Source organism: Ignavibacteriota bacterium (genome assembly GCA_016707525.1).
In the GTDB taxonomy this organism is placed as follows: domain Bacteria; phylum Bacteroidota; class Ignavibacteria; order UBA10030; family UBA6906; genus JAGDMK01.
The window spans coordinates 164,528-186,657 of the sequence record JADJHP010000006.1 but is presented as its reverse complement, the minus strand read 5'-3'; the positions used below and the strand labels follow the sequence as shown (position 1 = coordinate 186,657).

Below are 22,130 nucleotides of genomic sequence, written 5' to 3'. Positions count from 1 at the left end.
ATGCTGCGCCCCTACGACCATCCATACATACACAGAAGTGTCATGTTCCATCCCCGGTAAGGGACACAGCATGCTGCGCCCCTCCGAGGATCCATCCCTTTGGAACGCGATCACTTGTCTGGATTCAGGATCTTCCCGATCCGGTAGCGGCAATCCTGCAGGTGCGCACGCACTTCACGGTCACCGGCCTTCCCGATGGCCCCTGCCAGCGAGGCATCCAGATCGGACAGTTCACTGCGCATCATCGCGCGCGCTTCACCCGGCAACGCGGGATTGAACTGTGCCCACATTGCAGCGGGGAATCCGGGCGGTGGCGCACCGACGGACGCATTCAGCTTCGCGTTGAAGACCTCCAGATACACGCGCTGCAGGTTGCGGCGGTACACATCCGGCGTCACTTTCCCCGCGGCAAGGTCCGACCAGATGCCTGCACGGAGGTCCATCAGCATTTCGCTGATCCTGTACGGCTTCGGATTGCCGGGTAGCGCCTGGACGTTCATCATCCTGGCGAGGCGCCGGTTGTCGAGCACCGTGTTCAACACCGACCGCTGGCCACTCAGGATCCGTTCGGCCGCACCGGTTGGCTCGATGAGCGCGAGGATCTCCGGCTTCAACACCTCGATCGGCGTGCGGAATGCCTCCCTGGACAACAACGCCATTGCTTCCTTCTGTTTGGCGGCCGGCACCGGCTCATAGACCTTGCCTGCCTGGCCCGCGAACCGGCGGGTGCGGTTCACGCCACCCACGACGTTGGCGACGTGGCCAAGTTCACGGTTGCGCTGACCGATCAGCTCAAGGTAGAGCTCCTGCAGGAGACTGTAGTCCTCGCCCGGCTTTGTCGTTGCCGGCAACAGGAAGTTCGCGATCCGGGCAATGTTCTTCAGGCCATAGCTGGTCGACGCCACCGCATCCGCGCCGAGGTCTTCCGTCTGTGCTGACGGGTCCGTGCCGTCGGCATCACCGAACCGCAGGTACGGCTCGGTCTCCTGCCGCGCGGCGATCCTGTTCAATGCTTCACGCTCATCATCCGGGGTCTTCGTTCCGATGAACGGACGATAGCCCCACTCGGTGGCGAACAGGTCGTACGGGCCGATGATCGGGATCAGGGCTGCCCCATCGCCGGGCTGCGCGATATAATTGAAGCGGCCGTAATCCATGATCGATGCCTCGGTCCCGAATTTCGTGGTGAACGTCCTGCTGCGCAGACTGTCCACCGGGTACATCGATGTGGCCTTCATGTTATGCGGGAAGCCGAGCGAATGTCCCACTTCATGCGCTGCGATGTATTGCAGCAACTCACCCAGGAGGTCGTCGGGCAACGGCAGCTTCTGCGCCCGGGGGTCGACCGCACCCGCCTGCACCATGTACCAGTTGCGTGCAAGGCTCATCACATTGTGGAAGAACCCGATGTCCGCATCGAGGATCTCGCCCGTGCGTGGATCGGAGATATGCGGCCCGTACGCGTTCTGGATCTCGGAGGGGAGCCAGCGGATGGTGGCATACCGCGCATCCTCGGAACTCCAGTCCGGATCTTCCTTCACCGACGGCGGATCCTTCGCAACGATGGCCTTCTTGAAGCCGGCCTTTTCAAAGGCCACCTGCCACATCTCGACGCCCTTCTTCAGGTACGGACGCCACGTGTCGGGTACACCCCGATCGATATAGAACGTGATCGGCTTCACCGGCTCGACCAGTTCGCCGCGCAGGAAAGCCGCAGTATCCTTCGGCTCCAGGCGCCAGCGCGCGATGAACTGGCGCTCCTCGGCCTTGTGGTCCTGACGGCCATAGTCATACATCGTGTTCGAGAAGAAGCTCACGCGCTCGTCATACAGGCGCGGGATCATCGGCTTCTCCGGCAGACGCACCATCGAGTGGTGGACCAGCATGCTGATGGTGCTGAGCGCATTGTCGATGGGCACCTGTCCCGCGTCATACGTCAGCGTCACCCGCGTTTCGATGTTGTCGGGATACGACTTCACACTCTCGATGTAGGTGCGTTTGGGATCGACGCGTCGGATCTTGAGCTGCTCCCTTGCCTGCCGCGGGAACCCAAACTCGGTCATGTCGGCCGTGAACAGGTCCGTGACATCGACAACAACCGTGCTGGAATCGCGGTTGAATGCCTGGATGTCGAGGATCGCGAGGATCGGCGCGAAGTTCGCCTTCTCCACACTATAATAGACAGGCATGGAATCGGCGGCCACCGAGGCATAGAGAATGCTGCGCAGGATGACCCGGTCTCCGGAACGGTCCCAGCGTACCACCTGATAGTTCAGGTTGTCGCCCCCGTACCCGAGGCCGGACTGGATCTTCTCCTGGGACGAGACGAGGAGGAATTCCTTCCCGATCTCTTTCGCGGGGATCTCATAGTAGAGCTTCAGTTTGATCCGGTGCGCGATGAAGAGACCGGAATCGGACTTGGCTTCCTTGGTGATGATCTCAGCGTAAGGCTTCGGTCCTTCCTTCTTCTCCGGCGGTTTGGGCGGCCCGCCGGCCGCCACATCGGGCTTGCTGCTGCCGCAACCGGCAAGGAGCACCGCTGCGCAGAGGATGATCAACACGCGTTTCATGCTGTTCCCTTCGTTCCTGTTGGTGGTTGAACGCTGTCTTCGTGGAGTAATACGTCGCGGGCGGCTGCAAGTTCCGCCTTCTGCTTCTCGGGGAGGTCGGGATACTGCAGATCCAGATCCTCCAGGGTCTCGATGATGATCCGGGCAACCAGGGCGCGAGTGAACCATTTCCGGTCGGCCGGAATGACATACCAGGGAGCCCACGGGGTGCCGGTGTGCTCGAGCATCTCCTCATAGGCCTTCATGTACTCGTCCCAGTGCGCACGCTCTTTCACGTCCGTCATGGAGAACTTCCAGTTCTTCTCCGGGGCCTCGATCCGCTCCAGGAACCGCTCCTTCTGTTCCTTTTTCGAGACATGGAGGAAGAACTTCACGATCACCGTACCGTTCCGGACGAGGTACTTCTCTATATTATTGATGTCCTCGTACCGCTTCTCCCAGATCGAATCCTTGATCGCTTCAGGGGGAGGGGATTGCCCCTTGAGGTATTCGGGGTGGACCCGGACCACGAGCACTTCCTCGTAATAGGAACGGTTGAAGATGCCGATGCGTCCCCGTTCGGGGAGTGACTTCATACACCGCCACATGAAGTCATGGTCCAGCTCTTCAGCCGAGGGAGCCTTGAAGCTGTACACCTGGCACCCTTGCGGATTGATGCCGGACATCACGTGCTTGATCGCACTATCCTTCCCGGCCGCGTCCATCGCCTGGAACACCAGCAGGAGGGAATGCACGTTCTGCGCGTACAGGACATCCTGCAATTCCGCCAGCCGGTTCACATCCTTGCGGAGGTCCTCCGCGGCCTCGTCCTTCCCTTCGTACGGACCGGTGTCCCGGGTGTCGAAATCCTCCAGGGAGACCTTCTTCCCGCTGTCGATCCTGTAGCGTTTGATCTTCACGATGTCCTCCGCTTGTTCGACCTCTATGTCTCTCCCAGCCTAGGCCCGAAGGACATTGTATCGACTACCTGACATCCCCCCGCCGCGGCGCGGCCGCCCGTCAGGCCGCCGCCCCCCAGTCGCGGTCGCCACGGAGCATCATCGCGATCTTGCTGACCACCATATCGATGGCCACGATATTCTGCGCTCCGCGGGGAATGATGATGTCCGCCCAGTGCTTGCTCGGTTCAACGAATTCGAGGTGCATGGGCTTGACGGTGGACATGTACTGCTGCATCACCGACTCCACCGAGCGCCCGCGCTCGAGGATGTCGCGCCGGATGCGCCGGATCAACCGCTCGTCGGCATCGGTGTCCACGAAGAGCTTGATGTCCATCAGTTCACGCAATTCGCGGTCGACGAAGATGAGGATCCCGTCGATGATGATGATCTCGCGCGGTTCCAGTTCGCATTCCGAATTCATCCGCCGATGGGTCGTGAAATTGTACATCGGCTGCTGCACAGGCTTGCCGCTCTTGAGGTCCTTGATGTGCTGGATGAGCAGCGGCGTTTCCAGAGAGTCCGGATGATCGAAGTTCACATGATCCGGCGTCACCCCCCCGTGGGCGCTCAGATCGCGATAGTAGGAGTCGTGCTGGATGACGACCACGCGGGACGTATCGAGCTTCTCGAGAATGGCATTGGTGACGGTGGTTTTTCCGGAGCCGGTACCGCCGGCAATGCCGATGACCAGGGGATCCATGGGGCGATGTCTTTTGTGGTGGTGCGTTGGGGATTGGACAAGATACGATAAACAGGGCAAATGAACAACGTGGAGGAGGCCGTAGGACGACCAGCCCTGTCGCCCGGCATTGCACCAGCTTGTCAGCCCCGAGGCATGTACAGTGAGGAATGGGGGAACCCGCTTGGTCGCCGCACATTCTACCAACGTGGCCGGGAGGGAGTTGAAACCAGGGCGACCATGCAGGTCGCCCTCAGTGTTCCGTCAGAGCCGTTGCTTGAGTGCTTTCCGGACTTCGGCCATCCCCGTCGACCCGGCTGATCGCTTCCGCTTCACCGACTCCCGCGGGTCCAGTACCTGGTAGACATCGGGCCCGAACAACGGCGTGTGCAGCCGGTAGCGCTCCATCGGAAGCTCGGCCAACCCGCAGCCGGCATCGGCGCATTCCGTGACGATGGAACCGGCGATCTCGTAGGCGGTCCGGAACGGCATTCCCTTCCGCACGAGATAGTCGGCCAGTTCGGTCGCGAGCAGGAAATCCTTCCGGAGTTCCGCATCGAACCGCTGCGCGTCGAATGCGACCGTTGCCATCATCCGCCCCATGATCTCCAACGACGCCGCCGTGGTATCCACGGCATCGAACAGCGGCTCCTTGTCCTCCTGCATATCGCGGTTGTATGCGAGGGGCAGCCCCTTCATCACCGTGAGCAACGCGATCAGGTCGCCGTACACCCGCCCGGTCTTCCCGCGCACCAGCTCCGCCATATCCGGGTTCTGCTTCTGGGGCATGATGCTGCTCCCCGTGGTGAACGCTTCCCCGATATGCGCAAAATGCCATTCCTGGGTCGTCCAGAGCACAAGTTCCTCGGCCAGACGGCTGAGGTGCATCATTATAATAGAGCAACTGGCGATACACTCGAGCAACGCATCGCGGTCGGACACGGCATCGATGCTGTTCTCCACGATGCCGTACAACCCGAGTTCTTTCGCCACCGCCTTCCGGTCGATGGGGAACGGCGTGCCGGCAAGCGCCGCGGCGCCCAGCGGCGACCGGGCAGAGCGTTTCAACGCATCGGCAAGCCGTTCATCATCCCGCCCGAACATCGCCACATACGCAAGCAGATGATGCGCAAGCAGCACCGGCTGGGCCCGCTGGAGATGCGTGTAGCCGGGCATCACCACATCCTGATACTCCTGTGCCTTCGCCGCCAACACCCGCCGGAGGTCCTTGAGCAACACGCGAAGCCGTTCGGTGGCGGTGCGCAGGTACAAGCGCTCATCCAGGGCCACCTGATCGTTCCTGCTCCGCGCCGTATGCACCATCTTGCCGATCTCGCCCACCATCTCGACGAGACGCTGCTCGATGGCCATGTGCACATCGTCGGCGGCCAGGCGGCCACCCTTCTTCCCTTCCAGCGAGAACACCAGCCGGCCGGTTTCGATCTCCTGCCGGATCTCCAGCAACGCCGCCCTGATCCTCTTCGCGGCCGTGGCAGGGATGATCCCCTGCTTCGCGAGCATGGCGACATGCGCACGGCTGCCGTCGATGTCCTCACGGTACAACCGGCGGTCCACCATCAGCGATGAGGAAAAGGCAAGTGCCCCGGGATCCAGAGGCGTGCGAAACCGGCCGCGCTTGGGTGTCATTTCTTGGCGTCCGTCCCTGCGAAGAGCGACGACGGATCAGCAAGGAACACGCCGCTGCCGTTGACCTGGTTGTACGTCTTCACCGGGAGGCCGAAGATCTTGATGAACCCTTCGGATGCCTTGTGGTCGAAGGTGTCTTCCGTGGTGTAGGTCGCGAGCTTCGCGTTGTACAACGAATGCACGGACTTCCTTCCGGCGATGGTCAGGCTGCCGCGGTACAGCTTCACGCGGACCTGGCCGGTGACGTTCTTCTGTGTGTCGTTCACGAATGCATCCAGCGCGCTGCGCAGCGGGGTGAACCAGAGTCCGTTGTACACGAGGTTGGCGTATTCGGCGGCAAGCTGGTTCTTCATATGGAACACGGCCTTGTCCAGCGTGAGGCGCTCGAGTTCGGTATGGGCAAAGTGCAGCACGGTCGCTGCAGGTGCCTCATAGATCTCGCGCGACTTGATGCCGACCAGGCGGTTCTCGACGAGGTCGAGCCGTCCGACGCCGTGCTTGCCGGCGATCTGATTCAACGTCTCGATGAGCGTCACGGAGTCCAGCGATTTTTCGTTCAGCGACACCGGCACACCGTGCTGGAACCCGATCTCCACATATTCGGGCGTTGCCGGGGCGAGGGTCGGATCCACGGTGCGCTGGTACGCATCGGCCGGCGGCTCCACCATCGGGTCCTCCAGCACGCCGCACTCCACGCTCGTTCCCCAGATGTTCTCGTCGATCGAGTACGGGCTCTTCTTGGTCACCGACACCGGGATGTTGTGCTTCTCCGCATAGGCGATCTCTTCCTCGCGGGAACGGAACTCCCACTCGCGGAGCGGGGCCACGTTCTTGAGGTCGGGTGCGAGTGCCTGGACCGACACTTCAAAGCGGACCTGATCGTTCCCCTTGCCGGTGCAGCCATGGGCCACCATGGTGGCGCCTTCTTTGCGGGCGATCTCCACGAGCCCCTTGGCAAGCAGCGGACGGCCGAGCGAAGTGGCCATCGGATAGGTCTTCTCGTAGAGCGCGCCGGCCTTCAGCGAGGGGAAGACATACTCTTCAACGAATTCCTTGCGCATGTCGGCGAGATAGGCCCGCACCGCTCCCGTCTGGAGAGCTTTTTCTTTCACACCCTTGAGTTCCCGGCTGTGCCCGAGGTCGCCGGTAAAAGTGATGACCTCTGCGTCCATGTTCTCGATCAGCCACCGGACCATCACGGAGGTGTCGAGACCGCCGGAATAGGCTACGACCACACGTTCCTTGCTCATACTGCTCCTTCGATCAAAATGTGTTTGAGATACGTCACCACCTGTCGAGTCTTTGATGCCGATGCGGGGATCACCAGCAGCGTGTTGTCGCCCGCCACCGTACCGAGGATGTCCCCCGACTGCTGAACATCCACATATTCTCCCACCGTGTGCGCAGCGCCGGGGAGCGTGTGCACCACGATCAGGTACTCATTGGCGTCGATCCCCACAACTTCGGCCCCCACGATGGGCCGGAGGGAAGCGCCGTCCGATGCCGCCGGGATCGAGTATTGCAGCGTGCCATTCCTGGCGATGCGGCTGACGCCGAGCTCTTTCATATCACGCGACAGCGTGGCCTGGGTGACGCGGAACGCACGCTTGCCGAGCTCACGCCGGAGGTCTTCCTGCGACGTGATGGTGCGGGTCGCCAGGATCTCCTTGATCGCAAATTGCCGTGCTGTCTTGGTCATCGCCGTACCGGACCGGAAGGATCAGTGCACCACTTCCGTCCCGACCCCCTCCTGTGTGAAGATCTCCAGGAGGAGCGAATGCTTCACCCGGCCATCGATGATGTGCACCTTGTTGACCCCGGCGTCGAGTGCCGAGAATGCCGATTGGATCTTCGGCAGCATGCCGCTGCTCACGATCCCCTGCTCCACCAGCGATGCCGCACGCGCACGGTCGAGCGAAGGAAGCAATTCGTCCTTCATCATCACGCCCGGGACGTCGCTGAGATAGACAAGTTTCTCGGCCTGCAGGGCCGCCGCGAGGCTCCCGGCAGCGGTGTCGGCATTGATATTATGCACCTGGCCGTCCGGGTCGACCCCGATCGGGGCGATCACCGGCATGATGTCGTTCGCAAAGAGGGAATCCAGGAACCGCGTGTTCACGCGGACGACATCCCCGACGAACCCCAGATCGGCGCCGCCTTCGGTGTGCCGGCGGACCAGGAACAGGCTGTTGTCCACGCCGCTCAGCCCCACGGCGTCGCCGTCGTGACGGTTAATGCGCGCCACGATGTCCTGGTTCGTCTTGCCGCCCAGCACCATCTGCACGACGCTCATCATATCCGCATCCGTGTAGCGCTGTCCCTTCACGAAACGCGATTGCAGGCCGATCTTGCTGGCAAGGTCGGTGATGTCCTTCCCGCCGCCGTGCACGATCACCATCCGGACGCCGATCTTCTTCAAGAGCGTCACATCCTGCGCAAAGGTTTCTTTCAGGTCCTCGTCGACCATGGCCGCGCCGCCATACTTGATAACGAACGTCTTCTGCTCGTACTGCTGGATGTACGGCAGGGCCTGGATCAGGATCTCGGTCTTGTCAGCAATGGATATCACGGCATCCTCAGGTACGGTAATTGGCGTTGATGGCGACGTATTCCTTCGAGAGGTCGCAGGTCCAGAAGAACGCCGAAGCGCTCCCCGTGTTCAGCCGGATCGTGATCACGATGTCGCGCCGGGCGAGGACCATCTTCGCATCCTCTTCCGAGAAATCGATCTGGTAGTTCGCACGGAGGATCGGCACGTCGCCGAAATCGATCTCGACCTTCGCCGGATCGAACGTGATACCGGACCGCCCGAGGGCGGCCAGGATGCGGCCCCAGTTGGCGTCCTCGCCGTTCAGGGCGGTCTTCACGAGGCTGGAGTTCGCCACCGTGCGCGCGGCCTGCGCCGCTTCTGCTTCGGTCTCCGCCGCAACGACACGGATCTCGACGAACTTGGTGGCACCCTCACCATCCATCACGATCATTTTGGCGAGCTCCACGAGCACATGCTCGAGGGCCTGATAGAAGGCCGCATACGCGGGACCGTCCGGAGTGTCGATGATCGGATTGCCTGCCCTGCCATTGGCAAGGACGGCCACCATGTCGTTGGTGCTGGTATCGCCATCCACCGAGATCCGGTGGAACGAGCGGTCCACGGCCAGGCGTGTCGCCGTCTGAAGGGCCTCGGGGGTGATCATGGCATCGGTCGTAACGAACGCGAGCATGGTGGCCATGTTCGGCGCGATCATGCCCGAGCCCTTGGCCATACCGCCGACGGTGACGCGTACGGCGCCGACGTTGCACCGGGCCGCCGCTTCCTTGGAAAAGGTATCGGTCGTGCGGATGGCCTCCGCGGCACCGGTCCCATCGCTCCCGAGCCGTTCCACGGCCATCTCGATGCCGCGGTTGATCGCGTCCATCGGGAGATATTGCCCGATGACGCCGGTCGATGCCACAAGGACCTCGCTCTCGGCGATGCGGAGCGCCTTCGCGGTGTTGCACACCATCGCGCGGGCATCCTCCATCCCGCGGTCGCCGGTACAGGCATTCGCGTTGCCGCTGTTCACGAGGATCGCACGAATGGTGTTCGATCGCTCAAGCTGCTTCTTGTCCACCACCACCGGCGCAGCGACCACGGCATTCGTGGTGAACATCGCTGCGGCGACGGCAGGGGTCTCGGTGTACACGAGGGCCACATCCTTGCGCGCCTTCTTCACGCCGCAATGCACACCTGATGCCTGAAATCCGATGGGTGCGGTCACCCCTTCCTGAACGACTTCCATGAGGTACTCCTGTTCCTACTTCAGCAGAGCGTGCTCGGGACGGCCGAACACGAGGTTCATATTCTGGATCGCCTGGCCCGCGGCGCCCTTGATAAGATTGTCGATCGCCGACGTGATCACCAGCTTCCCGGTATGCGGCTCGTGGAAGACCGCGACGTCACAGAAGTTCGTGTAATTGACGGCGCGGATCTCCGGAATGCGTGTACCGAAGCGCACGAACGGCTCATCCCTGTAGCGGTCGGCATACACCTTCTGGATGTCGGCGATCGGCGTCTGCGTGCGCAGGTCCGCATGCACGGTGGTATAGATCCCCCGCGTGATCGGGATCAGATGCGGGATGAACGACAGTGTGATGCCCGTACCGGCAACCTGCTCCAGCACGGTCCGGATCTCCGGCTGATGCTGGTGGGTCCCGATCTTGTACGCACGCACGCTTTCATTCACCTCCGAGAAGCTGAGTTCGACCGCACTGCTCCTGCCGGCACCGGACACGCCCGAGAGGGAGTTGACGACGATCCCCTCCGGCATGATGAGTCCCGCTTCGATCGCGGGGAGGAGCGCCAGGATCACACTCGTCGGATAGCATCCGGGGTTGGCGATCAGTGTCGCAGCCTTGATCTTCGCCCTGTTCAGTTCCGGCAGGCCATAGACCGCCGCCCCGAGGAGATCGGGCGCCGTGTGGGTCTTCTTATAGTATTTCTCGTAGATGGCCGCGGTCGGCAACCGGAGATCGCCGCCCAGGTCGATGATGCACCCGACCTTGCCCTGCAGTGCGGGGACGATCTGCATGGCTTCGCCCGACGGGAGCGCCAGGAAGACGCAATCCATCCCCGCGACAGTGGCGGGATCGAACGGGACGAACGTGAGCGGGACGCGTCCGGCGAGGTACGGGTGGACCTCGTCCACGGCTTTGCCCGCCTGGGCGTGCGCGGTAGCGATCTCGATGCGCACCGACGGATCGGAGGCAAGGAGTCGCATGAGTTCCCCTCCGGAGTACCCGGAGGCGCCGACGATGGCGATGCGGAGCGGTGTGTTCTTTTGCTGTGTCATAGGTCTTGCATAAATATACAGAAAGTTGTATGTTTATGCAAGAACTTTTTTCGCCCACGGAGAGACACCATGAGCCTGCACGACAGAGAATCCGCCGCCTTCTTCCACACCTACAAGCGCCTGCCGCTCCTCCCCGTGCGCGGGGAAGGCATGGAGCTCATCACCGCCGATGGAACACGCTACCTCGATATGTTCGCCGGCATCGCCGTGAATGCGCTGGGGCATGCGCATCCGCGCGTGGTACACGCGATCACCGCACAGGCCTGCGCGTACATCCACCTCTCCAACTATTTCGCGCAGGAACCGCAGATCCGCCTCGCCGAGCTGCTCCTCCGGCACTCCGGCATGGCACGCGTGTTCTTTGCGAACAGCGGTACCGAAGCCATGGAAGGTGCAATGAAGCTCGCCCGCCGCTGGGGAAGCACCCGCAACAAACACGCGATCATCGGTTTCAGCAATGCGTTCCACGGACGGACCTTCGGTCCGCTCTCGATCATGGACCGTCCGAACTATCGTGACGGGTTCGGGCCGTTCCTGGACGGGTGCGCATCGCTCCCCTTCAATGATGTTGCCGCACTCCGCGCGGGCGTCGGCCCCGACACCGCAGCCGTGGTCGTCGAGGTCGTGCAGGGCGAAGGCGGCATCCGCCCCATCTCCCCCGCGTTCGCCGCCGCATTGAAAGAGCTCCGCCAGGAATTCGGGTTCCTCATCATCGCCGACGAGATCCAGTCGGGTGCGGGGCGCACCGGCCGGTTCCTTGCGTCCGAGCACTTCAACCTTGCTCCTGATCTCGTCACGCTCGCGAAACCCATCGGTGGCGGACTCCCGCTCGGCGCGATCCTCGGTGCGCAGTCGGTCGCCGGGGTCCTGCAACCCGGCATGCACGGCACGACCTTCGGCGGCAATCCCGTCGCCTGCGCCGCCGGCATCGCCACCCTCGAAGAGATCGAAGAGAAGGGGCTCACCGCACACGCACAGAAGATGGGCGAACTGTTCCTCACCCAGTTGCAGGGGATCGTCACGGCATTCCCGGGCCTGTGCAAAGAGGCGCGCGGACTCGGACTGATGGTGGCACTCGAACTCAAGGGCGAAGCGGACCCGGTCGTTGTTGCCATGCGCGACCGCGGCATCCTGGTGAACGGCACCGACAAGACCGTTCTCCGGTTCGTCCCGCCCCTCATCGTGACACCGGAACAGATCACCCGGACCGTGGCCGTCCTCAAAGAGGTCCTCGCTTCGCTTTCCTCTTTTTGATAAGCAATTGTCGGTTTTGGTAACCTTCTGATGCAGGGAGAGGGGGATTTTCCCTCTCCCTGCCCGTTTTCCGCACTTCCTTCTGGCACAGGCATTGCTGTTTTCCCTCTGCTACCACGGCATTCCGTCCACCGCAGGAGGAATATGTACCGCATCATCCGCGCACAGGCCCTCGCACCGACCGTCACCCGGTTCGAGATCGAGGCACCCTTCATCGCCCGCAAACGCAAACCCGGCAACTTCGTCATGATCAGGATCGACGACCATGGCGAGCGTATTCCGCTGACCCTGGCCGACAGCGACCCGGTTGCGGGCACGATCACCCTCATCGTCCAGGCCATCGGCAAGACCACCAAGCAGCTCTGCGCAATGAAGGCCGGAGATGCGATCCTCGATGTGGTCGGCCCGCTCGGCACACCGACGCCCATCGAGAACCATGGCAGCGTGGTCTGCGTCGGCGGAGGCGTTGGCACCGCGGAACTCTACCCCATCACCCGCGCTCTCAAGGAAGCGGGCAACACGGTCTACTCGATCGTGGGAGCGCGTTCACAGGAACTCGTGATCCTCGAAAAGGAGATGGCCGCCATCTCCGACAAGCTCTTCATCACGACGGACGACGGTTCGGCCGGGCGCAAGGGCTTCGTCACAGACCAACTCAAGGAGCTTCTGGACTCCGTGACGGGCATTGGCGCTGTGTTTGCGATCGGCCCGTTACCCATGATGCGCGCCGTCGCCAACCTCACACGCCCCTACAAGGTGCATACCCTCGTCTCCCTGAACACCGTCATGGTGGATGGCACCGGCATGTGCGGCGGCTGCCGCGTGACCGTGAACGGCACGATGAAGTTCGCCTGTGTGGATGGCCCCGAGTTCGACGGGCATGCGGTGGACTTCGACGAACTGATGATGCGCAACCGCACCTACGTCGTCCAGGAACGCATCTCTGAAGAACAGCATGTCTGTCGATTGACGGGAGAGACCATGGAGGCACGCCGATGAGCCAGGCCAACCCGTTGAAGCCCTCGGAACGGATGAAGATCCCGCGTCAGGAACCGCTCGAGCAGGATGCGGCAGAACGCAGCGTCAACTTCCTCGAGGTGTCGTTCGGATTCGACATGGAGCGCACCGTCACGGAGGCACAGCGTTGCCTCGACTGCAAGACCCCGTACTGCATGGACGGGTGCCCGGTGGGCATCGATATCCCCGGCTTCATCAAGCTGGTGATCGAGAAGGACTACGTGGGCGCGGTGCAGAAGATCCGCGAGGCCAACTACCTCCCTGCGATCTGCGGACGCGTCTGTCCGCAGGAGACGCAGTGCGAGGAACTCTGCGTGATGGGCAAGAAGTTCACCCCTGTGGCGATCGGCAAGATGGAACGCTTCGTTGCGGACTACGAGATGCGCGAGAAGCTCTTCGTGGCGCCCGTGATCAAAGAGCACCGCGAGGAAAAGGTCGCTGTGGTCGGGTCCGGTCCTGCAGGGCTCACCTGCGCCGCAGAACTCGCTCAAAAGTGATACAAGGTCACGATCTTCGAGGCACTCCATGCTGTGGGGGGCGTCCTGCGCTACGGTATCCCGGAATTCCGCCTCCCCAAGGAGATCCTGGACATCGAGACCGAGCGCATCAAAGCGCTGGGGGTGGAGATCCTCACGAACTTCGTGGTGGGACGCACCGCAACGATCGATGAGTTCTTCGATGAGTGGGGATTCTCCGCGATCTTTCTTGCGACCGGCGCGGGCACGCCGACGTTCATGGGCATCCCCGGCGAGAACCTCAGCGGTGTGTACTCGGCGAACGAGTTCCTCACGCGGGTCAATCTCATGGGCGCCTACCGCTTCCCCGACTACGACACGCCCATCCGCATCGGCAAGCAGGTGGCGGTGATCGGGGGCGGGAATACCGCCATGGATGCGGTCCGCACGGCGAAGCGTCTGGGCGCCGAAGAAGCCTATCTCATCTATCGCCGTTCCCGGGCAGAGATGCCCGCGCGCCAGGAAGAGATCCATCACGCAGAACAGGAAGGCATCAAGCTTCTCCTGCTCACGAATCCTACGCGCATCATTGCCGATGACCAGAATTGGGTCGCGGGGATCGAGTGTCAGAAGATGGAGCTGGGCGAACCCGATGAATCAGGGCGCCGGCGCCCGGTGGCGGTGAAGGGGTCCGAATTCGTTCTCCCGGTGCAGACTATCGTGGAAGCCATCGGCCAGAAACCGAACCCCATCATTCAGTCCACCACACCGGGGTTGTCGACAAGCAAACGCGGCACGGTGGTGACCGATGAAGGGCAGAAGACAAGCAGACAGGGGATCTTCGCCGGTGGCGACCTTGCCCGTGGTGGGGCCACGGTGATCCTGGCGATGCGTGACGGCAAGAATGCCGCCGCGGCGATCCATACCTACCTCACGGAGCGCCGCAGCAGCACCGCGGATCAAGCATAGACATACGCACGGGTGATGATCGGATCCTGGGAATGGCGACCCAGGATCCGTTCCACCATCACCTCGTTGAGAATGGTCCCCTCCGGAAGCAGTTTTGCCCCGTTGGACGTCACGATATCCGCCGCCAGCTTCATCCCGGGCTGGAGCGCATTGACCATCACTTCCTTCTTCCCCACCATCCATGCCGGATCGGCGACCGCCGTCAGGAATTCCAGGGCGAGTTGCACGAGCCGCGGGTCATATTTCGTCCCCCGCCCTTCTTCCAGATGCAGCTTGACGGCAGGAATGTCGGACAGTCCTGAGGGAAATGCAGTCTCGATGCCATTGATGACCCGCAGAACGCGCGACCCGAATGGTGTACGGTCCTTGTACAACTTGTCCGGCAAACCGGTGCCGTCGTAGTTCTCGAATTGGTGGCGGAGCAACTGGCCGACCTCCTTCAGTTGCTCCACGTTGCCCACGATCATATGGCCGAAGAGCGGGAACTGTGCCATCGCCTCACGGTCATCCGCGGTCCATTGCGCCCGGTCCTTGGTGAGAACTCCATCCCCCACCACCACTTTTCCGATCTCGTGCATCCGGGCAGCCATCACGATCGTCCGCGTGCCATCATCGGTGATGTCCAGCCGCGTGCACAGCCACCGTGCAAAGGTTGCCGCCCGCTGCGAACGTGCCGCGGCATCGGGAACACGCAGGCTCACGATGTTCAGCAGCAGGGTGGTGATGGCGTCCAGATTCTCGCCGAGCACCGCATTCAACCGCGCAAGCTGAGCACGTTCCGCTTTGAGTTCTTCCTGCATTCCTTTGATGCGCATCAGGGCGCGGATGCGCGACAGGAACTCCGGCGGCTGGAAGGGCTTCAGGATGTAGTCATCGACCCCACTCTCGTATCCCTTCAGTTTCAGCTGTGGCTCGGCTGCCCCGGTCAGCATCATGATCACCGCATCATGCAAGAGGCTGTGGGCGCGGACCCATGTCACCAGATCGAATCCACTTTCATCGCCAAGGAAGAGATCCACCACGAACAGCGCCGGGGTGTACAGCTCCGCCATCTGCTTCGCCTCGGTCAGATTCGGGGCCGTCACGACATGATAGTCCATCTCCATCGTGATGACGGCACTCGTCATATTGGCGGCAATGGGATCGTCTTCCACCAACAGGATCACAGGGCGTGTCTTCATCGGTGCGCCCCCGCGAACCGGACGATGATACTGATCCGCCTGTTCCTGATATCCATGGGATCAGAGGGGATCTTGAGTCTCGTATCCGCGCACCCGCGGATCTCATCGAATTGGGACATCGGCACGCCGCCGCGCACCAGCACGCGCCGCGCACTGTTCGCCCGGTCCGCGCTCAGTTCATAGTTGGTGTACCCATCCGCGGAGGAATACGCACGGCTGTCCGTATGCCCCTCGATGATGACGTGGTTCGGCAACTTGATCAGTTCCTTTGCTATGATCTCGAGGATATTCCTGGCATCGCCCTTCAGCGTGGCGGTGCCCACATCGAAGAAGAAGGATTCCGATTTGTCCAGCAATTCGATGCGCAAACCTTCGTTGATGATCTCCATCTGGATCTGTTCCGCCAGCTTCTCCAGTCCGGCCTTCCCACCCATTTCCTTCGTGATCTCGGCCGCCATCTCCGCAAGCCTGGTGGAGTCCTGCGCCCGCTTGAGCTGTTCCTCGTCGATGCGCTCCCCGACGAGCATCCTGTTCATTTCGAAGACGCCGCCGCCCTTCGTGTTCTCCATGAACGCACCGGGGTCCTTGAAGTATTGCGCCACGTACTCCTTCACCTGCTTGCTCTGCCCGACGATCCAGAGGACGATGAAGAGGGCCATCATGGCCGTCACGAAATCGGCGTAGGCCACCTTCCAGGCACCACCGTGGTGCCCGCCATGACCGCCCTTCTTCTTGACGATCCGTATCGGTGCTTCTGTTGGCTGCTCAAAGGGGTCCATGCGTCACCTATTGTTGGGGCTTGGCACTGCGCACGGCCGCTTCGACTTCGGCGAACGACGGACGGACGCTGTTGTAGATGACGCGCCGTGAGAACTCCACGACGATGATCGGGGCGTTCCCCTTGGCATACGCCACGATGCCTGCCTTGATGCATTCATAGTACCGTGCTTCCGATGCCTGCAACAACTCGATGTGGGTGGCCACCGGCTGAACGAACCCGTACGACAGCAGGATACCGACCAGCGTGCCGACGAGGGCAACCGCAACGTGATGCCCGACCGCTTCCGGGGGGCCGCTGATCGCGCCCATGGTGATGATGATACCGAGCACGGCGGCGACGATGCCCAGGCCCGGCAACGCATCGCCGATCTTCTGGATCAGGGCCGGAGCGGAAGCGATCTCCGTGTGATGACTTTCGATGTCTGCATCGAGCATTGCCTCCACATCGTAGGGCGGAACGCCGCCACCCAGCAACAGCTTCATGGTGTCGCAGAGGAAGTACAGCGCGTGATGCTGGTGGAGCAGGAATTCGTTCTTCGAAAAGACCGAGCTCTTCTCCGGATCCATCACATGGGGCTCCAGCGCGATCAGGCCGTCACGCTTCGCCACCGTGAACAGCTCGAACAAGGTCTTGAGGAGGTCGACGTAGCGTTCTTTGGTGTAGGGGTCGCCCTTCAGCACACTGAGGGAGGCACCGATGATCCCTTTCAGTACGGCGAGGGGGCTCATGATCATCAACGACCCGACCGCCGCCCCCATGATGATCATCAACTCGACAGGTTGGATGAGAATGGCAGCCGGGCCACCTTCGATGACGAATCCGCCCACGACGCCGACGATAACGACTACTGCTCCGATGATCACGAACATGGTGGTCTCTATCCCGCTATCATGTGATTATCTGTCTTCTTCCTGCTGTGCTACACCCGCCGGTCCTGCTGGCCCTTCCGTGGTGGACGGCGGAGCGGGTTTCTCCCCGTTCCGTGGTTCAGTACGCATCACCCGGATCCCCTGCGGTGCTTCGATCCCGAGCTTCACCTGTCCCCCGCGTATCGCTATCACCTTGATGAGAATATCATCGCCGATCTTGATCGCTTCCGCCGGTTTGCGCGATAGTACGAGCATGGCTCACTCTCCCTCGCCTGCCGGCTGCAGCGCGACAGGGAAATTCGCCGGAAGAGAGCCGTCGTCGAGCGTCACCTGCTGTCCGATCCGTGCGTCATTCTGGATGATGACCGGGTGGCGGAGGTCCAACCACCAGGCAATGGTTCCCGCACCCTCCTTCGCCACGACAAATGTCGTTGTCCCCTCGGGGACCAGGCCTGCGCCGGCAATGCCGTCCAGGACCAACGCGGGATCGAGGACGGGCAACGCAAGGGCCGGATCATCCAGACTCACAAGCCATTGCAGTGGGGCCGTCTGCTCGTCGTCGACCAGAACGAAACGCGTACATGCGTTCTTGCCGGCAAGTCCGTCCGGGAATGTGATCACCTGCTCGTCGGTGCACGCCATCTCACCGAAGCGTTCTGTTGTGAAGATCATAGTGGTCTCCCTCCAGACGCCGGGACACGTCCTGCGTCCGCTGTCGGCGAAGCCGGTGTAGCCTTCTGTCCGGCGCCGGGCGTGAGGATCACGATGTCGACCCTCCGGTTCCTGGATTTGTTCGCGGGAGAATCGTTCGCAACGAGGGGACGGAACTCCGAATACCCCACGACCGATACACGCTCCTGCGTGAGTCCATGCCGCTGGATGAGATAATAGGCCACGTTGAGTGCCCGCGCAACTGACAGATGCCAGTTGGACGGGAATTGCGGTGTACTGATAGGCACGTTGTCCGTATGCCCTTCCACGCGCAGATCATTGCGCAGACGCCGGAGGACGCCGGCGAGTGTATCCATCGCAGGCAGGGATGCCTGCTTCAGGTCCGCGTTGCCCGAGGCGAAGAGCAATTCTTCCATGATGTGGACCGTGACGCCGCGTTCGTTGGTGCTCACCGAGATGGGGATCTGTTTGCCATCCGGGTTGAGCGCCTGCTCCAGATCGTTGGCGATCTGCTGGCGTTCGTCCGTCGGCTGCCCGAGCATGGCAGGAGCCCCGGTCAGCACGCCGGTCGGGGAACCGAACACACCATTGAGCGCGGAGGAGATCTCGGCGTACTTCCCGGCATCCACCTTCGAGATGGAGTACAGGATCACGAACAGACCGAGCAGCAGCGTGATGAGGTCGGAGTACGTCAGCAGCCACCGCTCATCATTGTCGTGCGCCTGATGTTTCGCCCGCCGCTTCATCAATCTTCCTGCTCCTGTTCGCCTGCCGGCAGCATGCTATTGAGCTTCGCCTTGATGACCGACGGCACCTCGCCGGCCTGGATCGCGAGGATACCCTCGACGATCATGTCCATGTAGAAATACTCTTCATTGTGGATGTGCTTCAGCTTATCCGCGATCGGCAGCCAGACCAGGTTCGCCATGAACACACCCCACAACGTGGCAACGAATGCACCCGCGATGCTGCGGATCAGGGTGTCGGGATCCTCCCCGGCATTCGAGAGCGTCGCGATCAGCCCCCATGACGGTCCCGATGATGCCCATGGTGGGCGAATAGCCACCCATCTTCTGGAACAGTGCCGCGCCCTGCGCGTGCCGCTCGGCCACATAGTTCACCTCGGTCTCGGCGAGCAGCCGGAGCGTCTCCGGCTCGGTCCCGTCGATGGCAAGGCGGAGGATCTTCTGCATGAATTTGTTCTCGAGGCTCCCGAGCTCGCGCTCCAGCGCCAGCAACCCGTCCTTACGCGCGATGGTGGAGAAGCGGACGATCGTCTCGATGTCTCCACGGACCACGAACTGGGGTGGGAACAGCGCCAACCGGATCAGCGTGCCCATGTTCAGGAACGAACGCATGGACGTCCCGATGAGTGCCGCAGCGAACGTCCCCGCGAATACAATGAGCATGGCCGCTGGCAGCAGGAGGCCGGCCATCTTCCCACCTTCCCACAGGAAGGAACCGAAGATCGCCACCAATCCCAGGACCAGCCCGATGACCGTCGCTTTGTCAAGAGGTCGTTTCATATCACTTCAGGAAATCCATCAGCGATTTTGGGATGAGGTTCGCCGCCGCACTGAGCGCAGCGTCGAGCATGAGCTGTTCCTGCTTCAACCGGATACCCACCTCGGCGAGATCGATATCCTGTTTCGCCGAGTAGAGATCCAGCAGGTGATCATTCTGCGTGATCAGGAAGTCGTTGGCCGTCTTCAGGTTCGCAGCATAGGCACCGGCTTTGGACTCCTCGCGCATCACCACATCCTGCATCACGCTCAGCAACGCCATATCCTCCGCCTTCGGCTTTTCGCCGTTGCGCAGGCTGGTACTGATCTCCATCATTTTATTGAAGAGCGACACGTTGCGCTGTGATCCTGCCAGCGTGGATGCTCCGAACGGAGGCGTGGTCCCCTCCGTGACGCCGGTCGCAGAATAGAGCAGGTTGATCGGCGGGGCCGTCTGTGCCGGCGTCACGCCTGTCGGGCTCAGCACGAGTGCCGCCCCCCGGACGATATCCTTCATGGCCCCGGTCACCGGATCGAAGGTCACGGTCGCCGTCCCACCGCTCAGATTCGCATCCGTGGCACCCGGAGGCATGGCGGCGGAGATCGACCAGGTATTCGCATCGGTCTTGCGCATGTTCATGACGACGCTATGCACCGCACCCAGCCCGTCCGTGATCTGCACCGACTGGCTCACCACCGTGTTCAGCGCAGCATTCTTGTCGAGCACGCCGGTCAGGTCCACGAACCCCGTCGAACCGAAGGCCGCTGCGCCACTGACGTTCACGACCTGGGAGACCCCATCGCCGACCTGGTACTGGATCGAGCGGGCATCACCGGTGTACGACACCTGCGTGGGGTTGCCCGTGCGGACGAAAGGCGGGTTCGTGGTCTGTGTACCCGCAAAGATGTACTTTCGGTCGAACTGCGTATTCGCGATCTCCATGCCCATCGACAGGAACTGATCGACCTGATCCGCCAGTTTCCCCAGAAGGGACTGGTCGCCGGTACTCACCGCACCGGTGAGGATCTTCTTCACCTCCCCGATCAGGTCGGAGACCTTTCCGAGACTGTCGGCTGTCATCTTGAGCATGTTCTGCCCGTCCACCACATTGCTCTTATAGGCCGCTACCCGATCCATGTCTTCGTTGAGGCGGAGGAGCGAACTCGCCCCCGTGGGATCGTCCGACACCTTCAGGATCCGCTTCTGGTTCGCCAGCTGGGTATTGAGCCGGTTGATCCTGCTCTTGCTCCTGGTGATGCTCGTCAGGAAGTCGGAAATGATCGCTGAGTCTGTGATTCTCATGGCTACACCATATTCAGTATTGTCTGGAACATTTCATCGGCCGTGTTCACCAACTTCGCCGCGGCATCGAATGCACGCTGGAACTTGATCATATTCGTCATCTCTTCATCCAGCGACACGCCCGACACGGCGTCCCGCTGCATGTTCAACTGGGTCAGCACCTGCTCCTGTGATTGCATCACCGTGTCCGCCGAATTGATGGCGGATCCCAGCCAGGTCACGCTCTGATTGTAGTAGGCGGAGATCGACAACCCACCGAGGAGTGAGGCGCCACCGCCCGTCGTCAACGACTTCTTGTCGAACGCGGAGGCGATCAGCAGGGCGATATCATTGTTGCCCGACGCCCCGGCGACCGAGGCAGCCGCGATGTTGGCGAGGCTCGCATTACTCCCCGGCTGCGCGCCTCCCGACGTATCCGTGAGGTCGATCTCGATCGAGGCGGCACCGCTCCCGCTGAAGAAGTTGATCCCCGTCTGTGGTGGCTCCTGCAATCCATATCCCGTTGCGTGATATTTGTTCACCTCGCTGACCAGCGCCTCGGCCAGCCGGTCCAGGCGGCCGAGTGCATCCGGAATGGTCGTATTATACGACTTCAGCAACCCGCCCGTCTCGCCACCGGATAATTGCGTTTCCACACCCAGTTCCGTGGTCACCCTCAATTGGTCGAATGAAGATCCGGCGATGGTCGCATTGGGGGAGGTACTGATCTTGAGCGTGTGCGACCCTCCATTGTCCGCGATCAGTACACTTCCCAACATCACGGACACCGTGCCATTGGGTCCTTCGCTGGCCGAGATATTCGCCAGGCCGGAGAGTTCCTCCAGCTTTGTTCCGATGGTGTCCCGCATATCGCCGGTATTCACTCCCGAGACGTTCGCCGCGGTGAGCTGGAGATTGAGATCACCGATCTCCGACGTCAACGTGTTGATGCGGTCCAGCTTCGCCTGGATCTCGTCACGGAGCGACGTGCGCAGCGAACTCATCTCCGTATTGAGCCGGTGGAACACGTTCGTCACGTTCTTTCCGGCGAGCATGAGGGAGTTGCGCGTGACCGAGTCTTCCGGGTGGGTCACGAGCGAGTGCCACGCGCTGAAGAACGAGCTCATCGTCGTATTCAGGCCGGCGTCCGGTTCATTGTACGTTGCTTCGATCTGGCTCAGGATCTGATATTCCTGGCTTGCCTGGCCGTATGCGTCATTCGAGGATCGGATCTGCGTATCGATGAATCTGTTCCGCAGACGATCCACGGACTGCACCATCACCCCGGTGCCGAGCATGCCGCCGCCGGATTCCGTGGGCGATGTGGTGACCACATTGGCCCGCTGCCGTGAGTACCCCGGCGTGCTGGCGTTCGCAATATTGTGCCCGGTCACGTTCATCTGGTACTGTTGTGCCAGAAGTGCGCGGCGTGCGATCTCCAGGACCTGCGATATACCCGACATGATGCCTTCTCCTTCCGTG

At 61.6% G+C, this 22,130-nt stretch carries 19 protein-coding genes and 2 pseudogenes; 3 read left to right on the top strand and 18 right to left on the bottom strand.

What is annotated here, in order from left to right:
- Positions 1-110 precede the first annotated feature (110 nt).
- The 9 genes from IPI01_11330 to IPI01_11290 form a co-directional block, all read right to left on the bottom strand.
- Positions 111-2,570 carry a zinc-dependent metalloprotease gene (locus tag IPI01_11330; GenBank protein ID MBK7258369.1) on the bottom strand — a complete coding sequence of 820 codons (2,460 nt, stop codon included), beginning with the start codon at positions 2,568-2,570 and terminating at the stop codon, positions 111-113.
- Positions 2,567-3,469 (bottom strand): polyphosphate kinase 2 family protein, encoded by a 903-nt coding sequence (locus tag IPI01_11325; protein ID MBK7258368.1) that lies wholly within the window; start codon positions 3,467-3,469, stop codon positions 2,567-2,569. The genes IPI01_11330 and IPI01_11325 overlap by 4 nt, the downstream gene beginning before the upstream one ends.
- Positions 3,470-3,569: 100 nt before the next feature.
- Positions 3,570-4,211 carry a uridine kinase gene (udk, locus tag IPI01_11320; protein MBK7258367.1) on the bottom strand — a complete coding sequence of 214 codons (642 nt, stop codon included), beginning with the start codon at positions 4,209-4,211 and terminating at the stop codon, positions 3,570-3,572.
- A 243-nt stretch (positions 4,212-4,454) separates the two neighbouring features.
- Positions 4,455-5,837, bottom strand: a complete 1,383-nt coding sequence (gene argH, locus IPI01_11315; GenBank protein ID MBK7258366.1) for an argininosuccinate lyase — start codon at positions 5,835-5,837, stop codon at positions 4,455-4,457.
- Complete coding sequence (locus tag IPI01_11310; protein MBK7258365.1) at positions 5,834-7,087, bottom strand: argininosuccinate synthase; 1,254 nt, start codon at positions 7,085-7,087, stop codon at positions 5,834-5,836. Before IPI01_11310 ends, argH begins: the two co-directional genes overlap by 4 nt.
- Positions 7,084-7,536 carry an arginine repressor gene (locus tag IPI01_11305; protein MBK7258364.1) on the bottom strand — a complete coding sequence of 151 codons (453 nt, stop codon included), beginning with the start codon at positions 7,534-7,536 and terminating at the stop codon, positions 7,084-7,086. The genes IPI01_11310 and IPI01_11305 overlap by 4 nt, the downstream gene beginning before the upstream one ends.
- A 21-nt stretch (positions 7,537-7,557) precedes the next feature.
- Positions 7,558-8,304, bottom strand: coding sequence for an acetylglutamate kinase (argB, locus tag IPI01_11300; GenBank protein ID MBK7258363.1), 747 nt, complete (start codon positions 8,302-8,304; stop codon positions 7,558-7,560).
- Positions 8,305-8,413: 109 nt separating this feature from the next.
- A complete protein-coding gene (argJ, locus tag IPI01_11295) occupies positions 8,414-9,616 on the bottom strand; it encodes a bifunctional glutamate N-acetyltransferase/amino-acid acetyltransferase ArgJ (GenBank protein ID MBK7258362.1) in 1,203 nt (400 codons plus the stop codon).
- A gap of 15 nt (positions 9,617-9,631) precedes the next feature.
- The gene (locus tag IPI01_11290; GenBank protein ID MBK7258361.1) at positions 9,632-10,666 is read right to left on the bottom strand and encodes an N-acetyl-gamma-glutamyl-phosphate reductase; all 1,035 of its coding nucleotides are present in this window, start codon (positions 10,664-10,666) and stop codon (positions 9,632-9,634) included.
- A gap of 69 nt (positions 10,667-10,735) precedes the next feature.
- On the opposite strand from IPI01_11290, the gene IPI01_11285 reads away from it, so the two are divergent.
- From IPI01_11285 to gltA, 3 genes and pseudogenes are all read left to right on the top strand, one after another.
- Positions 10,736-11,920, top strand: a complete 1,185-nt coding sequence (locus IPI01_11285; GenBank protein ID MBK7258360.1) for an acetylornithine/succinylornithine family transaminase — start codon at positions 10,736-10,738, stop codon at positions 11,918-11,920.
- Positions 11,921-12,064: 144 nt separating this feature from the next.
- Positions 12,065-12,919: a sulfide/dihydroorotate dehydrogenase-like FAD/NAD-binding protein gene (locus IPI01_11280; protein MBK7258359.1), complete on the top strand. Its 855-nt coding sequence runs from the start codon at positions 12,065-12,067 to the stop codon at positions 12,917-12,919.
- Positions 12,916-14,361: pseudogene (gene gltA, locus IPI01_11275) on the top strand (NADPH-dependent glutamate synthase). The gene IPI01_11280 and the pseudogene gltA overlap by 4 nt, the downstream one beginning before the upstream one ends.
- Here gltA and IPI01_11270 read toward each other — a convergent pair.
- The 9 genes and pseudogenes from IPI01_11270 to flgK form a co-directional block, all read right to left on the bottom strand.
- Positions 14,352-15,542, bottom strand: coding sequence for a response regulator (locus IPI01_11270; GenBank protein MBK7258358.1), 1,191 nt, complete (start codon positions 15,540-15,542; stop codon positions 14,352-14,354). The pseudogene gltA and the gene IPI01_11270 overlap by 10 nt on opposite strands.
- A complete protein-coding gene (locus IPI01_11265) occupies positions 15,539-16,321 on the bottom strand; it encodes an OmpA family protein (GenBank protein MBK7258357.1) in 783 nt (260 codons plus the stop codon). Before IPI01_11265 ends, IPI01_11270 begins: the two co-directional genes overlap by 4 nt.
- A gap of 7 nt (positions 16,322-16,328) precedes the next feature.
- Positions 16,329-17,192 carry a flagellar motor stator protein MotA gene (gene motA / locus IPI01_11260; GenBank protein MBK7258356.1) on the bottom strand — a complete coding sequence of 288 codons (864 nt, stop codon included), beginning with the start codon at positions 17,190-17,192 and terminating at the stop codon, positions 16,329-16,331.
- A 27-nt stretch (positions 17,193-17,219) separates the two neighbouring features.
- Positions 17,220-17,447, bottom strand: a complete 228-nt coding sequence (locus IPI01_11255; GenBank protein MBK7258355.1) for a carbon storage regulator — start codon at positions 17,445-17,447, stop codon at positions 17,220-17,222.
- Positions 17,448-17,450: 3 nt separating this feature from the next.
- A complete protein-coding gene (gene fliW, locus IPI01_11250) occupies positions 17,451-17,864 on the bottom strand; it encodes a flagellar assembly protein FliW (protein MBK7258354.1) in 414 nt (137 codons plus the stop codon).
- Complete coding sequence (locus IPI01_11245; protein ID MBK7258353.1) at positions 17,861-18,610, bottom strand: OmpA family protein; 750 nt, start codon at positions 18,608-18,610, stop codon at positions 17,861-17,863. The genes fliW and IPI01_11245 overlap by 4 nt, the downstream gene beginning before the upstream one ends.
- Positions 18,610-19,390, bottom strand: a pseudogene (locus IPI01_11240) (flagellar motor protein). Before IPI01_11240 ends, IPI01_11245 begins: the two are co-directional and overlap by 1 nt.
- Before the next feature lies 1 nt (position 19,391).
- The gene (flgL, locus tag IPI01_11235) at positions 19,392-20,669 is read right to left on the bottom strand and encodes a flagellar hook-associated protein FlgL (protein ID MBK7258352.1); all 1,278 of its coding nucleotides are present in this window, start codon (positions 20,667-20,669) and stop codon (positions 19,392-19,394) included.
- A 2-nt stretch (positions 20,670-20,671) separates the two neighbouring features.
- Positions 20,672-22,111, bottom strand: a complete 1,440-nt coding sequence (gene flgK / locus IPI01_11230; protein ID MBK7258351.1) for a flagellar hook-associated protein FlgK — start codon at positions 22,109-22,111, stop codon at positions 20,672-20,674.
- Between the last annotated feature and the right edge of the window lie 19 nt (positions 22,112-22,130).

Excerpts from the sequence above, each read along its gene's own strand:
- motA (MBK7258356.1), bottom strand. The coding sequence starts at position 17,192 with ATGTTCGTGATCATCGGAGCAGTAGTCGTTATCGTCGGCGTCGTGGGC.
- flgL (MBK7258352.1), bottom strand. The coding sequence starts at position 20,669 with ATGAGAATCACAGACTCAGCGATCATTTCCGACTTCCTGACGAGCATC.
- IPI01_11305 (MBK7258364.1), bottom strand. The coding sequence starts at position 7,536 with ATGACCAAGACAGCACGGCAATTTGCGATCAAGGAGATCCTGGCGACC.
- IPI01_11285 (MBK7258360.1), top strand. The coding sequence starts at position 10,736 with ATGAGCCTGCACGACAGAGAATCCGCCGCCTTCTTCCACACCTACAAG.
- IPI01_11270 (MBK7258358.1), bottom strand. The coding sequence starts at position 15,542 with ATGAAGACACGCCCTGTGATCCTGTTGGTGGAAGACGATCCCATTGCC.
- IPI01_11310 (MBK7258365.1), bottom strand. The coding sequence starts at position 7,087 with ATGAGCAAGGAACGTGTGGTCGTAGCCTATTCCGGCGGTCTCGACACC.
- IPI01_11255 (MBK7258355.1), bottom strand. The coding sequence starts at position 17,447 with ATGCTCGTACTATCGCGCAAACCGGCGGAAGCGATCAAGATCGGCGAT.
- argJ (MBK7258362.1), bottom strand. The coding sequence starts at position 9,616 with ATGGAAGTCGTTCAGGAAGGGGTGACCGCACCCATCGGATTTCAGGCA.
- IPI01_11280 (MBK7258359.1), top strand. The coding sequence starts at position 12,065 with ATGTACCGCATCATCCGCGCACAGGCCCTCGCACCGACCGTCACCCGG.
- argB (MBK7258363.1), bottom strand. The coding sequence starts at position 8,304 with ATGGTCGACGAGGACCTGAAAGAAACCTTTGCGCAGGATGTGACGCTC.
- udk (MBK7258367.1), bottom strand. The coding sequence starts at position 4,211 with ATGGATCCCCTGGTCATCGGCATTGCCGGCGGTACCGGCTCCGGAAAA.
- flgK (MBK7258351.1), bottom strand. The coding sequence starts at position 22,111 with ATGTCGGGTATATCGCAGGTCCTGGAGATCGCACGCCGCGCACTTCTG.
- IPI01_11330 (MBK7258369.1), bottom strand. The coding sequence starts at position 2,570 with ATGAAACGCGTGTTGATCATCCTCTGCGCAGCGGTGCTCCTTGCCGGT.
- fliW (MBK7258354.1), bottom strand. The coding sequence starts at position 17,864 with ATGATCTTCACAACAGAACGCTTCGGTGAGATGGCGTGCACCGACGAG.
- IPI01_11245 (MBK7258353.1), bottom strand. The coding sequence starts at position 18,610 with ATGAAGCGGCGGGCGAAACATCAGGCGCACGACAATGATGAGCGGTGG.
- argH (MBK7258366.1), bottom strand. The coding sequence starts at position 5,837 with ATGACACCCAAGCGCGGCCGGTTTCGCACGCCTCTGGATCCCGGGGCA.
- IPI01_11265 (MBK7258357.1), bottom strand. The coding sequence starts at position 16,321 with ATGGACCCCTTTGAGCAGCCAACAGAAGCACCGATACGGATCGTCAAG.
- IPI01_11290 (MBK7258361.1), bottom strand. The coding sequence starts at position 10,666 with ATGACACAGCAAAAGAACACACCGCTCCGCATCGCCATCGTCGGCGCC.